At 72.5% G+C, this 15,358-nt stretch carries 12 protein-coding genes and 1 tRNA gene; 6 read left to right on the top strand and 7 right to left on the bottom strand.

Translation table 11 applies throughout. The features are described 5' to 3' along the window. The first annotated feature begins 23 nt into the window (after positions 1 to 23). Positions 24 to 1,397: a class II 3-deoxy-7-phosphoheptulonate synthase gene (locus tag IEY91_RS27535; protein ID WP_164324716.1), complete on the top strand. Its 1,374-nt coding sequence runs from the start codon at positions 24 to 26 to the stop codon at positions 1,395 to 1,397. 28 nt (positions 1,398 to 1,425) lie between these two features. On the opposite strand, the gene IEY91_RS27530 is transcribed toward IEY91_RS27535, so the two are convergent. After that, entirely contained in the window at positions 1,426 to 2,154 is a 729-nt protein-coding gene (locus IEY91_RS27530) for a thioesterase II family protein (RefSeq protein ID WP_164324717.1), read from the bottom strand. A 343-nt stretch (positions 2,155 to 2,497) separates the two neighbouring features. Here IEY91_RS27530 and IEY91_RS27525 point away from each other — a divergent pair, with 343 nt between their 5' ends. From IEY91_RS27525 to IEY91_RS27505, 5 genes are read left to right on the top strand one after another with little or no spacing between them, the layout of a single operon-like run. Further along, positions 2,498 to 3,577, top strand: coding sequence for a pyridoxal-phosphate dependent enzyme (locus IEY91_RS27525; protein ID WP_189176061.1), 1,080 nt, complete (start codon positions 2,498 to 2,500; stop codon positions 3,575 to 3,577). A gap of 8 nt (positions 3,578 to 3,585) precedes the next feature. Next, positions 3,586 to 5,199 (top strand): argininosuccinate lyase, encoded by a 1,614-nt coding sequence (gene argH / locus IEY91_RS27520; RefSeq protein ID WP_189176060.1) that lies wholly within the window; start codon positions 3,586 to 3,588, stop codon positions 5,197 to 5,199. Then, positions 5,196 to 6,767, top strand: a complete 1,572-nt coding sequence (locus IEY91_RS27515) for an ATP-grasp domain-containing protein (protein WP_189176059.1) — start codon at positions 5,196 to 5,198, stop codon at positions 6,765 to 6,767. The genes argH and IEY91_RS27515 overlap by 4 nt, the downstream gene beginning before the upstream one ends. Continuing rightward, positions 6,764 to 10,117, top strand: a complete 3,354-nt coding sequence (locus tag IEY91_RS27510; protein WP_189176058.1) for a non-ribosomal peptide synthetase — start codon at positions 6,764 to 6,766, stop codon at positions 10,115 to 10,117. The genes IEY91_RS27515 and IEY91_RS27510 overlap by 4 nt, the downstream gene beginning before the upstream one ends. Next, positions 10,114 to 11,028: a GHMP family kinase ATP-binding protein gene (locus tag IEY91_RS27505; RefSeq protein ID WP_189176241.1), complete on the top strand. Its 915-nt coding sequence runs from the start codon at positions 10,114 to 10,116 to the stop codon at positions 11,026 to 11,028. The genes IEY91_RS27510 and IEY91_RS27505 overlap by 4 nt, the downstream gene beginning before the upstream one ends. A gap of 80 nt (positions 11,029 to 11,108) precedes the next feature. On the opposite strand, the gene IEY91_RS27500 is transcribed toward IEY91_RS27505, so the two are convergent. The 6 genes from IEY91_RS27500 to ehuB form a co-directional block, all read right to left on the bottom strand. Next, positions 11,109 to 11,182 (bottom strand) — tRNA-Lys (locus tag IEY91_RS27500). Between the two features lie 84 nt (positions 11,183 to 11,266). Then, complete coding sequence (locus tag IEY91_RS27495) at positions 11,267 to 12,025, bottom strand: IclR family transcriptional regulator (RefSeq protein WP_189176057.1); 759 nt, start codon at positions 12,023 to 12,025, stop codon at positions 11,267 to 11,269. 211 nt (positions 12,026 to 12,236) lie between these two features. Continuing rightward, complete coding sequence (gene ehuA / locus IEY91_RS27490) at positions 12,237 to 13,052, bottom strand: ectoine/hydroxyectoine ABC transporter ATP-binding protein EhuA (protein WP_189176056.1); 816 nt, start codon at positions 13,050 to 13,052, stop codon at positions 12,237 to 12,239. Next, positions 13,042 to 13,707 carry an ectoine/hydroxyectoine ABC transporter permease subunit EhuD gene (ehuD, locus tag IEY91_RS27485; protein WP_189176055.1) on the bottom strand — a complete coding sequence of 222 codons (666 nt, stop codon included), beginning with the start codon at positions 13,705 to 13,707 and terminating at the stop codon, positions 13,042 to 13,044. Before ehuD ends, ehuA begins: the two co-directional genes overlap by 11 nt. Next, positions 13,704 to 14,450: an ectoine/hydroxyectoine ABC transporter permease subunit EhuC gene (ehuC, locus tag IEY91_RS27480; RefSeq protein ID WP_189176054.1), complete on the bottom strand. Its 747-nt coding sequence runs from the start codon at positions 14,448 to 14,450 to the stop codon at positions 13,704 to 13,706. The genes ehuD and ehuC overlap by 4 nt, the downstream gene beginning before the upstream one ends. Next, complete coding sequence (ehuB, locus tag IEY91_RS27475; RefSeq protein WP_164324731.1) at positions 14,447 to 15,349, bottom strand: ectoine/hydroxyectoine ABC transporter substrate-binding protein EhuB; 903 nt, start codon at positions 15,347 to 15,349, stop codon at positions 14,447 to 14,449. Before ehuB ends, ehuC begins: the two co-directional genes overlap by 4 nt. Positions 15,350 to 15,358 lie beyond the last annotated feature (9 nt).

The raw sequence follows: 15,358 nt of genomic DNA, 5'->3' as shown, positions 1-15,358 counted from the left end.
ATGTCTGTACGGGGAAGGCAGTGATGAAAGACAGCAAAAGGGAAAGTGAAGCGAACAACCCGGCGGCGGAATCCTGGCGGGCGTTCCCCGCCCAGCAGCAGCCCGACTGGCCGGACCAGGACGCACTGCGCGCGGTGACCGACGAGCTGGCCGTCGCGCCGCCGCTGGTCTTCGCCGCCGAGTGCGACCTGCTGCGCAGGCGCATGGCGGCGGTCGCGCGCGGCGAGGCCATCCTGCTCCAGGGCGGCGACTGCGCCGAGACCTTCGAGCGGGCCACCGCCGACGCGATCCGCGGCAAGCTCCAGACGCTGCTCCAGATGGCCGTGGTCCTCTCGCACGCCACCGCGCTGCCGGTCGTCAAGGTCGGCCGGATGGCCGGGCAGTACGCCAAGCCCCGCTCGAGCCCGGTGGAGGAACGCGACGGCGTGGTGCTGCCCTCGTACCGCGGCGACGCCGTCAACGGCCTGGAGTTCACGGAGGAGTCCCGGGTTCCGGACCCGCGCCGCCTTCGGACGATGTACGAGGCGTCGGCGCGCACCCTCAATCTGGTGCGCGCCCTCACCACGGGCGGCTTCGCCGACCTGCGCCAAGTGCACGCCTGGAACGCGGGGTTCGTCGCCGCGTCGGACGCGGGCGAGCGCTACGAACAGCTCGCCGACGAGATCGGCCGCAGCCTGGCGTTCATGCGGGCGTGCGGCGTCGAGACCCGGGAGCTGGCCACCGCCGAGTTCTTCGTCGGCCACGAGGGGCTGCTCCTGGACTACGAGGCGGCGCTGACCCGCGCCGAGCCCGGCAGCGGTCGCGCGTACGCCACCAGCGGCCACCTGCTGTGGATCGGCGAGCGCACCCGCGACCTGGACGGCGCCCACGTCGAGTACTTCTCCCGCGTCGCCAACCCCATCGCCGTCAAGCTCGGCCCGACGACGACCCCCGACACCGTCCTGTCCCTGCTCGACCGCCTAGACCCGGACCGCGAGCCCGGCCGGCTCACGTTCGTGGTGCGCGCGGGCGCCGACCGCGTACGCGACCTGCTGCCCACCCTGGTGGAGAAGGTCAACGCCGAGGGCGCGCTCGTGGCCTGGGTCAGCGACCCCATGCACGGCAACACGACGACGGCGCCCAGCGGCCACAAGACCCGCCGCTTCGACACCGTCCTCGACGAGGTGCGCGGGTTCGTGGAGGTCCACCAGGAGCTCGGTACGCATCCCGGCGGCATCCACGTCGAGCTCACCGGCGACGACGTGACCGAGTGCGTCGGCGGCGGCAACGCCGTCCTGGAGGAGGACCTGCCGCACCGCTACGAGACGGCCTGCGACCCCCGCCTCAACCACACCCAGTCACTGGACCTGGCGTTCCTCCTCGCGGAGAAGTACCGGGGCGGGCCCAAGGCGCACTGAGCGCGGGCCGTCCGCGCGCAGCCCTCGCTCAGCTCGCGCGCAGCGCCTCCTCGATGATCCCGAACGGCGGCTCGTCCGCCAGATAGAAGTGCCCGCCACTGAGCGTCCGCATCGTGAAGGGGCCGCTGGTCGACTCCCGCCAGGCCGCGGCCTCCTCGACGCTCACCCGGGTGTCGGTGTCGCCCAGGAGTACCGTGACGGGGCAGTCGAGGACCGCGCCCGGCTCCCCGGCGTACCCCGCCACCATCCGGAAGTCCGCGCCCACGTACGGCATCACGAGCTCCAGGAAGACCGGGTTGTCGAGCAGGTCCGCGTCCGTGCCGCCGAGCTGGGCGAGGGTGCGCAGGACGGCCGCGTCGTCCACGGCGGCGGCGCGCTCGGGCGTGCCGTGGGCGGTGTGCGGGGCGCGGGCCGCCGACGCGAAGAAGTGGCTGAGGCCCGCGCCGTCGGCGCGCCAGAGCCGGGCCACCTCATGGGCGACGAACGCGCCCATGCTGTGCCCGAAGAACGCGGTGGGCCGCCCGTCCGGCAGCGGCCGCAGCTCCTCGGCGATGTGCCGGGCCATCAGCTTCAGGTCCGTGGCCGGGGCGTCGGAGATGCGGTCGGCGCGCCCCGGATAGCAGACCGTGTGCACCTCGACGTCCGCGAGGGCCTTGCCCCACGAGCGGTAGAAGTACGGCGAACCGCCCGCGTGCGGGAAGCACACCAGGCGCCCCGCCGCGAAGGGCCGTGACTCGACTGCTTGCGTCCACACCATTGCTGTCCCCCAGAGCCGGTACTCGGACCGGCGTGCGACGGCACCCCGGTCGGCCTCCCATGATTCCACCGGCCTCTGACAGCGGGGTGATTGTGCCGGGACGACGGGCCTGTGATGTCCGGCACCCCCGCACCGTACGGACGCCCGTTCACCGTTCCCCGGGGCCTGTCAGCCCCCTGTCAGAGGCCCCCCGGGATCCTGCCGAAGGAGAGGCACGTCCTCAGCTCCGGCCTCGCGCGGAGCCCGGCCCGCGCCCCGTGGCGTCCGCCGTCCACCCCGTCGAGGGGCGCTCCGCCGCCCGCCGCCGAACCGACCAGCACCACCCCGATCCCAGGGAGCTCCCATGCCGGTGACCCCCCCGACGTACCACTCGATCACCGAGGCGCAGATGATGCCGCGCCTCGTGCGGATCGGACCGAACCTGTACGGCGCGGTCTTCACCCTGATGAAGCTGCTGCCCGCCCACTTCATCCTCCAACGCGCGCGGGAACGGGGTGAACTGCACCACAACACCGTGGTCGTCGAGACCACCTCCGGCACCTTCGGGCTCGCCCTCGCCATGCAGTCCGCGCTGACCGAGCGCGAGCTGATCCTGGTCAGCGACCCGGCCATCGACGCGAACCTGTACCGCAGGCTCAGCGACCTCGGCGCGAGGGTCGAGATCTGCCAGGAGCCCGCCGCCGTCGGCGGCTACCAGGAGGCACGGCTGCAGCGCCTCGCGGAGATCCGCGCCGGGCTGCCGTCGACGTTCTGCCCCGAGCAGTACACCAACCCCGACAACCCGCGTTCGTACGAGCGGGTCTCGGAGCAGTTGATCCGCACGCTCGGCGCGGTGGACTGCGTGGTGGGCCCGGTCGGTTCGGGCGGCTCGATGTGCGGCACCGTGCGCGGGCTGCGCGAGCACACTCCGGAGACGCTCGCCATCGGCGTCGACACGCACAGCAGCGTGCTGTTCGGCCAGGGCGACGGCCCGCGCGCGCTGCGCGGACTCGGCAACAGCCTGTGGCCCGCCAACCTCGACCACAGCGTCTTCGACGAGGTCCACTGGTGCGCCGCCGAGGAGGCGTACGCCCACACCCGGTCGCTGCACGCCCAGCACGCCCTGTTCCAGGGGCCGACGAGCGGCGCCTCGTACCTCGTCGCGCAGTGGTGGGCCAAGCGCCACCCCGACCAACTGTGCGTGGTGATGATGCCGGACGAGGGCTACCGCTATCAGGCCACGGTGTACGACGACGCGTGGCTCGCGGACAACGGGTACGTCCTCGCCCCGCGCCCCGACGCCGAGCCCGCGACCGTCGCCTCCCCCGAGGAGGCCGGCGACCGGTGGACCCGCTTCGCGTGGAACCGCCGCGCGTACGACGACGTGCCGGGCGTGATCCCGCGCCCGTCGCCGCGGGCGCGTGCGGAACGGGTGCTGTCGTGACGGCGCCCGTGACTGGTCGTGTCACGAGCCCGGCGCAGGCCGCGCGGGACACGGCGAGCACCGCGCGGGATGCGGCGACCACCGTGCGGGACACGGGGAACACGGCGACCACCGCCGCCCGTTCCCCCGACACCGGCCGCCTCACCGCCGTCCTCGGCCCCCGCACCCGCCGCGTCGTCTACGGCGAGCCCGACCCCGAGGCGATCCGCGCGGAACTGGACCTGACCAGCACCGTCGACCTCGCGCACATAGTGATGCTCACCGAGAGCGGACTGCTCCCGGGCCCCGCGGCCGCGGCCCTCCTGGACCGCATCGCCGGCCTCCGCGCGGACGGCTTCCGAGAGCTCACGGGCCTCGACGCGCCGCGCGGGCTCTACCTCATGTACGAGGGCCACCTCACCGCCGCGCTCGGCGCGGACGTCGGCGGCAAGCTGCACACCGGGCGCTCCCGCAACGACCTGAAGGCCACCGTCACGGCGATGCGCCTGCGCGCCGAACTCCTGGAACTGCTGAGCCAGTTGCAACGCCTCCAGGCGGCACTGCTGTCCCGAGCCCGGATCCACCGGGACGTGGTCATGCCCGTCTACACCCACTTCCAGCCCGCGATGCCGGTGACGTACGGCTACTACCTGGCGGGTCTGGCCACGGCGCTCGACCGGGACATCGCGGGCCTGAAGCACACCGTGGACGAACTGGACCTGCGCTGCCCACTCGGCGCGGGCGCGGTGGCGGGCACCGACCTGCCGATCCGGCCCGCGCGCACGGCCGCGCTGCTCGGCTTCGGCGGGCCGCCGCTGCACGCCACGGACGCGGTGGCCGCGCGCGACACTGCGCTGCGGGCGCTGGCCGCGGCGGCGTCGGCCGGGGTGACGCTGAGCCGGCTCGCCACCGACCTGCAGCTGTGGAGCACGCAGGAGTTCGGCTTCGTGGAGTTTCCGGAGCGGCTGGTGGGCGGCAGCTCGGCCATGCCGCAGAAGCGGAACGCGTTCCTCCTGGAGCATGTGAAGGGGAAGGCCGCGGCGGCCGTGGGCGCGTGGACCGCGTCGGCGTCCGCGATGAAGTCGACGCCGTTCACCAACTCCATCGAGGTCGGCACGGAGGCCGTGGCCGTGGTGTGGCCGGCCCTCGCCGCCGTCCATGACTCCGTGCTCCTGACCCAGGTCCTGGTCACGGGTGCGCGGCCGGTGCCCGCCCGGATGGAACAGCGCGCCAAGGAGGGCTTCGTGACCGCCACGGCGATCGCGAACCGCCTGGTGGCGCAGGGCGTCCCGTTCCGCACCGCCCACCACGCGGTGGGCGCCGCCGTACGCGAGGCCGTCGACACCGGCGCGGCCGAACTCACCGAGATCACCCCGCCCGAGGGCTTCCCCGCCCTCGGCGGCGCCCTCCCGCCACTCGCCGAGGTGGTCGCCGACCACGACCGCGGCGGCGGCCCAGGCGAATGCGACGAGGTCGTGTCCATCCTCCGACACAGCCTGATCACCCACGCCGACTGGAGCGCGACCCGCCGAACCCGCCTCCGCGACGCCGAACGCGCGCTCGCGACGGCAGTCGCCGAAGTAGTCGAACGCCACGCACCCGGCCGCGCCACCCCCGGCAGGCCGACGGGAGGCACCCAATGACCTGGCTAGCGTTCATCGAGAGCAACACCACAGGAACGGGCCGAGACTTCTGCGCCACGGCCCGCGCCCGCGGCCTCAGACCGGTCCTGCTGACCCGTGACCCGTCCCGATACCCGTACGTCGCGGAGGACGCGGTCGATGTACGGGTGGTGGACACGGGCGATCTGTCGGCGGTGGTGGAGGCGTGCGGGGCGCTGGCGGAGGAGGGGGGTGCGGGGGGCACCCGGGCCTCCGGGCCCGACCGGGCAGCGGTGCCCGGCGGCTCCGCGGGCTCCGGTGCCCCCGGCGGATCCCCGCGCGACGCGGCCCTCGCCGGAGTTGCCTCCAGCTCCGAGTACTTCGTGGCCACGGCGGCCCGCGTGGCGGCCAAGCTCGGGCTGCCTGCCGCCGACGGGGACGCCGTCGCCCGCTGCCGGGACAAGGGTGCGCAGCGGGCTGCGCTCGCCGAACACGGGGTGCCGGTACCGGTGTTCACGGTCGCCGAGAGCGTGGACGGCGCGGTGCGCGCGGCCGAGGTGACCGGGTTCCCCGTCGTGCTCAAGCCGGTCAGCGGGTCCGGCTCGGTCGGCGTACGACTGTGCCGGGACGCGGGCGAGACCCGTGCCTGGGCGGGCCGCCTCCTGGACCGGGGCACCGACGAGCGCGGCAACCCCGTGCCGGGCCGCATCCTGGTCGAACAGGCCGTCCGGGGCCCGGAGTTCTCCGTGGAGACCCTGGACGACCGGGTGGTCGCGGTCGTCGCCAAGCACGTCGGGCCCGAGCCCTACTTCGTGGAGACCGGACACGACGTACCCGCACCCGTCCCCGAGGAGACCGCCGCCGCGCTCGCGAACACCGCGTTGCGCGCGCTCGCGGCGCTCGGCCTCGGTTGGGGCGCGGCCCACACCGAACTGCGCCTGTCCGTCCGAGGACCGGTCGTCATCGAGGTCAACCCCCGGCTCGCGGGCGGCATGATCCCCGTAGCGGTACGGGCCGCCACGGGCGTGGACCTGGTCGACGCGGTGATCGCCCGCGCCTCGGGCCGCCCGCCCGCCCGTCCCGCAACCGGCGCGGGCCACGCGGCCGTCCGCTTCCTCCGGACGCCGGGGGAGGGACGGATCGAGGCGATCACAGGCCTCCCAAGTGCCCGGAACGCGGAGGGAGTTGTGGCCGCCGCAGTCACCACCGCCGTCGGCAGGGACGTACGCGTCACCCACTCGTTCCTGGACCGCCTGGCGAGCGTCGTGGCCACCGGCCGGGACACGGAGGAGGCGGGGCGCCGCGCGCGGGACGCGACGGGACTGATCGAGGTCGAGCTGGACGGGGGAGCGAAGTCCGCAGAGGCCGCGGAGGCCACAGCCACGGCAGAGGCCACGAAGGCCACCACGTCGGCGCGGGCCACGGGCGCCACCAAGTCCGCACAGGCCTCGCAGGCCACTGCACCGACGGACACCGCGCACGCGGCAACCGCCATGCAGCCCGCGCAGAACGTCGTACGGCTCGCGCAGAACGCCGTACGGCCCGCGCAGAACGTCGTACCGCCCGCGCAAGCGCCACGCGCCGTCGCGGCCGTGGAGGGGGACCGATGAGCGACGACCACCGCACGAGCAGGGAACCGTCCACCCGCATTCCCCGGTGGACGGCACCGGTGCCCGCACGCACCGGCGGCCCCCCGGGCCTCCGCACGGCCCGGCTCCCCGCCGACTTCACCCGCGCCCTGGAACGCACGGCCGCCGGCCTGGGCACCACCCTGCCCGCACTCCTCATGGCCGCCCACGCCCGCGTCCTGTCGACCCTCACCAACGAACGCGACCTGCTCGTCGGCTACGTACCCCACGAACAGGCCGCGTTCGACGGTCCGTTGCGCCTCGCCGTCCCCGACTCCAGCTGGGCCGACCTGGTGGCGGGCGCGGCCGGGGCGACGACGTACCGGGGCGCGGCCCGGCCGGAGGTGGTCCTCGACCTGTCGGGGCGCACCCCGCCGCAAGAGGCCGCCCTGCCCGACGGCACCGTCCTGCTCGTCGCCTTCGCCCCCGACGGGGACCGCGGGCTCACCCTGCGGATCATCCACGACACGGCCGCGCTCGACGCCTCGTACGCCGAGCGTATGGTCGGCTACCACCTTGCCGCGCTGCGCGCGATCGTCGCCGACCCGGCCGGGCGGCACGACCGCCAGAGCCTGCTGTCGGCGCGCGAGACGGAGACCCAGCTGTACGAATTCGCGGGCCCGCGCGCGCAGTTGCCGGAGCGGACGTTCGTGGACCTGTTCCAGGACCGGGTTCGCGCCACCCCCGACGCCCTCGCCGCCGTCCACGGCACCCACCGCCTGACGTACCGGGAACTGGACGAACGAGCCAACACCGTCGCGCACGCGCTGCTGCGGGCGGGCGTGCGGGCCGAGGACGTGGTGGCCGTCGTCATGGAGCGCAGCCTGGACTGGATCGCCGCCGCGCTCGGCGTCTTCAAGGCGGGCGGCGTCTACCTGCCGGTGAGCCCCGACTTCCCCGCCGACCACATCGCGTCCCAACTCGACCGCAGCGGAGCGGCGTTCGCCCTGACCGACGCGGGCGGCGGGGTGCCGGACCGGACGGGGGCCGCCGCGCCCCCAGCCCATGACACCGCCACCGCCACCGCCATCCTCCCCGTCCCCGAAATCCTCGCCGTCGACAGCGTCGACAGCGCCGACGACACCCCCACCCACCCCCCGAACACCCCCGTCCGACCCACCCAAGCCGCCTACATCTACTTCACCTCCGGCTCCACCGGCACCCCCAAAGGCGCCCTCTGCGAGCACGCCGGATTCCTCAACCACCTCCACATGAAGATCGACGACATGGGGCTCGCGGGCCCGAGCGGACCACCCGGCCCCCCGGACGGCACCGGCGAGATGGTCGCCCAAACCGCCTCCCAAAGCTTCGACATCTCCCTCTGGCAGTTCGCCGCCCCCCTGCTCACCGGCGCAGCCGTCCGCATCGTCGACACCGAGGCGCAGCTCGGCGTGGACGGCTTCCTGGAGGAGATCGCCGACGGCGGCGTGACGGTCGCGCAGGTCGTCCCCTCGTACCTGGAGGTCCTGCTCACACACCTGGAGCGGCGCACACCGCGTCCCCTCGGCGCGCTGCGGGCGCTGTCCGTCACCGGCGAGGCACTCAGCCTGGACCTGGTGCGCCGCTGGTTCGTGCTGTACCCGGACATCCGGCTCGTCAATGCCTATGGGGCGACCGAGGTCTGCGACGACACGATGCATGAGGTCCTGTACGCCGCCCCCGAGCGCGACTTCGTGCCGCTCGGCCGCTCCCTCCGCAACGTCAACACGTACATCCTCGACGCGAACCTGGACCTCGTCCCCCTCGGCTCGACCGGCGAGATCGCCTTCTCCGGCGTGTGCGTGGGCCGCGGCTACGTCAACGACGAGGAACGCACCCGGCAGGCCTTCGTCGCCGACCCGTTCCGCACCGGCACCCGCATGTACCGCACCGGCGACTTCGGCCGCTGGCTGCCCGACGGCCGCATCGAGTACCTGGGCCGCCACGACGAACAGGTCAAGATCCGCGGCTACCGCATCGAGCTGGGCGAGATCGAGAACCGCCTGACGGCGATGCCGGGCGTGCGCGAGGCGGCCGTGGTCATCGACGGAGGCGGAAGCGGAGGCGTCGGCTTCGGTGACGGCCCAGGGGACCGCGCCGGACCACGCGACCGCACCGCCGCCCCCCGCGGCCTCGCGGCCTTCGTCTGCGGCCCGGGACCGCTCCCCGCCGACCGCGTACGCGACCACCTCGCCGCCCGCCTGCCCGACTACATGGTGCCCGCCTACGTACACCAACTGGAGCGCCTGCCCCGCACCGACAACGGCAAGGCCGACAAGCAGGCCCTGGTCCGCCTCGCCGGCACGCTCGGCCACGGCGGCGCCCCGCACACCGCGCCCGCCACCGCGACCGAGCAGCGGCTCGCGATGCTGTGGGCGGAGGTCCTCGGCGTACCCCTGGAGCGGATCGGCCGCGCCGACAGCTTCTTCGAGCTGGGCGGTACGTCCCTCGCCTCGGTACGCCTCCTCGTCCACCTCGACGGCACCCTCTCCCTCGCCCGCCTCACGGCCCACCCGGTCCTCGCCGACCTGGCCGCGGCCGTCGACGGTGCCAGGGCCCCGGGCGGCGGCCTGCTCCAGGAGCTGTCCCTGGTCCGCAACCCGCGTCACACCCTGGTCTGCTTCCCGTACGAGGGCGGGAACGCCGTCAACTACCGTGCGCTCGCCGCTGAGTTGGAGGGCGAGGGCATCGCCGTCCTCGGCGTGGAGCCGCCCGGCCATGACCTCGCGGGCGCCGCGGGCCCCCTCGCGGACGTCCCCGAACTCGCCCGCCGGGTACGGGACGAACTGGCCGCGCGCGCCCCAGGGCCCGTCCTGCTCTGGGGCCACGGGGCGGGCGCCGCGCCCGCCCTGGAGACCGCCCGGCTCCTGGAGGCCGCGGGCCACGCCGTCGCGCGGGTCTTCGTCGGCGCCCAGCTCCTCGACGACCCGGCCACCCTGCGCGCCCGGGCCGACCGGGCCGCCGCGGCGGACGACTCCACGCTCCTCGACGGCCTCCGCGCGGGTGGCGCGTACGTCGAGCTGGACGCGCTCAAGCCGGAGCGCGCCGAGGTCGTGGCCCGCGCCTGCCGCCACGACCTCCGGGCCGCGCACACGCATCTCCTGCGGCTGCGCGCCGACCCCGACGCGCACCGGGTGCGGGCGCCCCTGGACGTCGTCGTCGCGCGCGACGACCCGGCCACCGGGCGCTCCGCGCGGTCGCACCTGGAATGGAAGGCGGTCAGCGACCACGTCACGAGCCACGAACTGCCTCTGGGAGGCCACTACTTCGTCAGTACCCGCCCCGCGGACGCGGCGGGAGCGGTGCGGGCGGCGCTGCGCGCCGAGCCGCCGGGGCAAGGAGGAACCACGTGACCACGCACGCACACCTGTTGACCGGTACGGCCCCGCCCGGTGTGGCGGCCGTCGGGGTCAGCGCCGCGTTCGGCACCTTCGGGGAGCTGCTGCAGGGCGTGCTGCCCGAGAAGGACGGCGACTTCCTGGTGACGCTGCCGGTCGCCCGCTGGGCCATGGCCCGCTTCGAACTCGACCCGGGCGCGGACGCCCTCGCGGTCGTGCCGCCGCACAAGAAGAAGGCGCTCCGCCTCACCTCCATGATCATGGAGGACACGGAGCACCCCGCGGGCGGCCTGCTCGTCCTCGACAGCACCCTGCCCGAGGGCAAGGGCCTCGCCAGCTCCTCGGCCGACCTGGTGGCGACGGCGCGGGCGGTCGCCAACGCGCTCGGCGAGGCGATGCCGCCGCGCCGCATCGAGAGGTACCTGGCGAGGATCGAGCCCACGGACGGCGTGCTCTATCCCTCGGTGGTCGCCTTCCACCACCGCAGCGTGCGGCTGCGCGCCAAGCTGGGCTCGCTGCCGTCGATGGCGGTGGTCAGCGTCGACGAGGGCGGCTCGGTGGACACCGTCGACTTCAACAACATCCCCAAGCCGTTCACCGCCGCCGACGAACGCGAGTACGCCCGGCTCCTGGACCGTGTCACGCGGGCGGTGGCGGCCCGCGACCTCGCGGAGGTCGGCCGCGTCGCCACGGCCAGCGCCCGCATGAACCAGGTCCTGCGCCACAAGTGGTCCCTGGAACCGATGATCGACATCTGCGAGGCGGTGGGCGGCCTCGGCGTCGTCGTCGGCCACAGCGGCACGGCCCTCGGCATCCTCCTGGACACCGCGGCCCCCGACTGCCACACCAAGCTGACGACGGCGGCCCAGCGCTGCCAGGAGCTGGCGGGGAACGTGACGGTGTACCGGACGCTGAGTTTCCACTGAGACGCGAGACGTTTCCACCGAGGCCCGCGACCGGAACAGCACGAAGGCCCTCCGTCGGAACGGAGGGCCTTCGCTGTCTGTGCGCCGCCAGGGACTCGAACCCCGGACCCGCTGATTAAGAGTCAGCTGCTCTAACCAACTGAGCTAGCGGCGCCTGCTGACTCGAAAATAATACCTGGTGCCGGGAGGTGCTCCGGACCACCCGGGGCGGACGCCAGGGGGTGAGGGAGCGGCGGGGCTAGATCGCCAGGGAGAGCAGGACCGGTGCCGCGTTCCTGTTCAGGGTGTCGGCGGCCTCCCGCAGGCGGTGGGCGTGCTCGATCGGCAGGGAGAGGGCGAGGGAGCCGACGGTGGCGCCCGCGGTGATGGGGACGGCGGCGCAGACCGTGCCGACCGCGTACTCCTGGAGGTCGAGGACCGGGACCGTGGGAGCCTGGGCGTCGAGGTTGTTCAGCAGGACGCGTTCGCTGGTGATGGTGCGCGAGGTGAGGCGGGCCATCTTGTGCCGGGAGAGGTGGTCCCTGCGGGCGTCCAGGTCGAGCTGGGCGAGCAGGCTCTTGCCGACGGCGCTGGCGTGCGCCGAGACCCGGAAGTCCACCCATTCGTTGACCTTCGGCGCGCGCGGGCCGTCCGCGAAGTCGGTGACCCGGATCTCGCCGTCCACATACCGGCTCAGGTAGACCGCGGCGCCGATCGAGTCGCGCAGCCCGCCGAGGGTGTGCCGGAGCTTCTCGCGCAGGGCGAGGGCGCGGTCGTGAGCGGAGCCGAGGCGGGTGAGCGAGGCGCCCGTCACGTACGCGCCGTCGGTGATCTGCTCGACGTATCCCTCGCGCCGGAGCATGCGCAGGAGCGCGGCGAGCCGGTCGGCCGGCATCCGCGTGCGGCGGGCCAGCTCGTCCTCGGTGATGCCGGTGCCCCGGTTGGCGACGATCTCCAGCACCCGCAGGGCGTTCTGTACCAATTGGTGGGCCGTCGTCGACTCGCGCTGCAGCGCCACGGCTTCCCCCTGATCGCTGATCCTGACATGGAACGGTTCCGGACAGCACGACACTGTCCACGATAGCCGCCAAGTGCCCGCTGGGTAGGGGGTGTTGGCCGGAAGAGTGGCGCGATTCCGGCTCGGTGAGCAGGAACACGCCACTCTGGCATATGCCTATGGCATGCGCCGAAGCCATGACCTCGACAATCCGCTCAGCGCACTGCCAGGTTCACAGCACCGCGGACAGGAATTCCCGCGTCCGCTCGTGCTCCGGCTCGGTGAAGATCTTCTCCGCCGAACCCGACTCGATCACCCGGCCCGCGTCGAACATCAGCACCTGGTCGGAGATGTCCCGCGCGAAGTTCATCTCGTGGGTCACGCACAGCATCGTGATGTCGGTGGTGTGCGCGATGTCCCGCAGGACGTCCAGGACGCCCGCGACCAGCTCCGGGTCGAGCGCGGACGTCACCTCGTCCAGGAGGAGCACCTGCGGCCGCATCGCGAGCGCCCGCGCGATGGCGACGCGCTGCTGCTGGCCGCCGGAGAGCTGCGTCGGGTACGAGTCGCAGCGGTCGCCGAGCCCGACCAGGTCGAGCAGCTCGCGGGCCCGCTGCTCCGCCTCGTCCTTGGACAGGCCGAGCACGGTGACGGGGGCCTCGGTGATGTTGCGCAGGACCTTCATGTTCGGGAAGAGGTTGAACTGCTGGAACACCATGCCGATGTTCTTGCGGACCTCGCGGACGTGCTTCTCGCCGGCGGGCACGAGCTTGCCGTTCTTCTGCTCGTGCGTCAGATACTCCCCGCCGACCTTGATCGTGCCCTCGTCCGGCTTGATCAGCGTCATGAGGAGGCGCAGGATCGTCGTCTTTCCCGATCCCGACGGGCCGATCAGCGTCACGTGCTTGCCGGAGGAGACGGAGAAGTCCAGCTCGTCCAGGACCGTGTTGGACCCGAAGCGCTTGACGACCTTGTCGAAGCGGATCAGCTCGCTGCCGTCCACCGCCGGATTCGGCTGGTCCTTGGTGAGATTCGTGTCAGCGGACAAGACGGCGCTCCAGGGCTCGCAGGAGGAGGGAGGACGGATAGGCGATGAGGATGAAGGCGACACCGACGACGGTCAGCGCCTCGGTGTACTGGAAGGTCTGCGCGGCTTCGAGGCGCGAGCGCTGCAGGAGTTCGAGCACGCCGATGCTGGCGAGCAGCGGGGTGTCCTTGAGCATCGCGATGACGTAGTTGCCGAGCGCGGGGATCACACGCCGGATCGCCTGCGGCAGGATCACCGCGGTCCAGGTGCGCGTGTACGACAGGCTGAGCGCCTTGGCCGCCTCCCACTGGCCGACGGGCACGGCCTCGATGCCCGCGCGGTAGACCTGCGCGGTGTACGTCGAGTAGTGCAGGCCGATCGCGATCGTGCCGGTGGTCATCGCCGAGTACTGGATGTCCCACTCGGGCAGCACGAAGTACAGGAAGAAGAGCTGCACGAGCAGCGGTGTGTTGCGGATGAACTCGGTGACGATCCCGACCGGCCAGCGGATGAACCGCGTCGGCGCCCGGAACGCGAGCGCCCAGACGAGGCCGAGCCCGAACGAGATGAGCGAGCCGAGCGCGAGCACCTGGAGGGTGATGAGCAACCCGTCCCAGAAGTGCGGCATGAAGTCGGAGACGGCGCCCCAGTCCCACTTGTCCGTACCGTTGTTCATGAGACACCCCCGTTCTGCTTCACCGCGTGGGTCAGCTCGTCCGTCGACTGGCGAAGGCCCAGCCTGCGCATGATGCCGACGCCCGGCTCGGGCTTCTGCCCGATCCCGGCCTTGGCCTTGCGCTCGAGGATCCGCATCCCGCGGGTCAGCAGGAAGGCGATCACGAAGTAGATGACCAGCGTGATCGAGTAGATCTCCGCGCTCTCGGTGGTCGCGAGCCGCACCAGATAGGCGGCGAAGGACACGTCACCGATGCCGAGCAGCGACACCAGGGCGGTGCCCTTGAGCAGCTCGATCAGCAGGTTCGAGAACGGCGGGATCATCTCGGGCACGGCCTGCGGCAGCAGGATGAGCCGCATCCGCTGCCAGGGCGTGAAGCTCAGCGCGACCCCCGCTTCGCGCTGCGCCGGGGTCACCGCGTTCAGGGCGCCGCGCACGATCTCGGCGCCGTACGCACCGTACGAAAGCCCGAGTGCGAGCACCGCGGCCCACATCGGGACGAGCGCCCACCCCGCGAGCTGAGGCAGCACGAAGAAGATCCAGAACATCAGCACGAGCGAGGACGTCCCGCGGAAGATCTCCGTGTAGAACCCGGCGAAGAACCGCACGGTGCGCAGCCGGTGCGTGCGCGCCATGCCGACGCCGAAGGCCACGACGGTCGCGAGCGCCGCGCTGTAGAGCGTGAGCTGAATGGTGATCCAGATGCCCGGAAGTACCCAGTGTTCCCACAGTCCCGCTGTCATTTGCACAGCTCCTCTGCGGTCAGGGTGGTCATCTCGTCCTTGGTGAAACCGAACCGTTTCAGCACCCGGAAGAGCTCGCCGCTCTTCTTCATCTTGTGGATCTCCACGTTGAAGGCGTCGCGGAGCTCGGTGTCGTTGGGGCGGAAGGTGAAGCCGCCGCCGTCGACGTGCTTCTTGCCGTCGACGAGGGGCGCGAACGCCTCGGTGGCCTCGGCCTTGGTGCTCTTCCTCACCACGCCGCGCGCGGTCAGCGCGGTCCCGCCGAAGACGTCGATCCGTCCGGCCTCGACGGCGTTGAGCCCCGCCACCGGGTCCTGGAGGATCACGATGTCGCTCTCCTTGTACCCGGCGTCGACTGCGTACGCGATCTCGGCGTAGCCCGTGCCCGTGCCGAACTTGGCCTTCTTCTTCACGACGTCGGCGTACGTGTGCAGCCCCTTCGGGTTGCCCTTGCGCACGATGAACGAGTCGAGCATCTGGTACTCGGGATCGGAGAAGATCACCTGCTGACAGCGCTCTTTGTTGATGTACATCCCGGCGGACACGACATCGAACTGCTGCGTCTGCAGCCCCGGGATCAGCGAGCTGAAGTCGGTGGCGACGGGCTGCACGCTGTCGACGCCGAGCCGCTTGAAGATGATCCTGGCGAGCTCCACCGCCTCACCCGTGAAGTCGCCTTTGTCGTCGATGTACCCGTACGGGGCCTCGCCCGCGATGCCGAGCCGCACCGTGCCCTGCGACTTCAGCCGGGCCAGCGTGTCGCCCGTGGGCACCCGGCTGCACGCCGTGGCGCCGAGCGCGCCTGCCGTGCCCAGGACGGCGGCCGACGCGAGCAGGGTTCTCCGGCGCACGCCGGGTGCGCGCTCTGTCTTGTTTGGGTTCCTCGATGGTGGAGCCATGGGCGCGCG

The organism is Streptomyces lasiicapitis (genome assembly GCF_014646335.1).
GTDB lineage: Bacteria > Actinomycetota > Actinomycetes > Streptomycetales > Streptomycetaceae > Streptomyces > Streptomyces lasiicapitis.
This window is presented reverse-complemented; position numbering and strand designations above follow the sequence as displayed.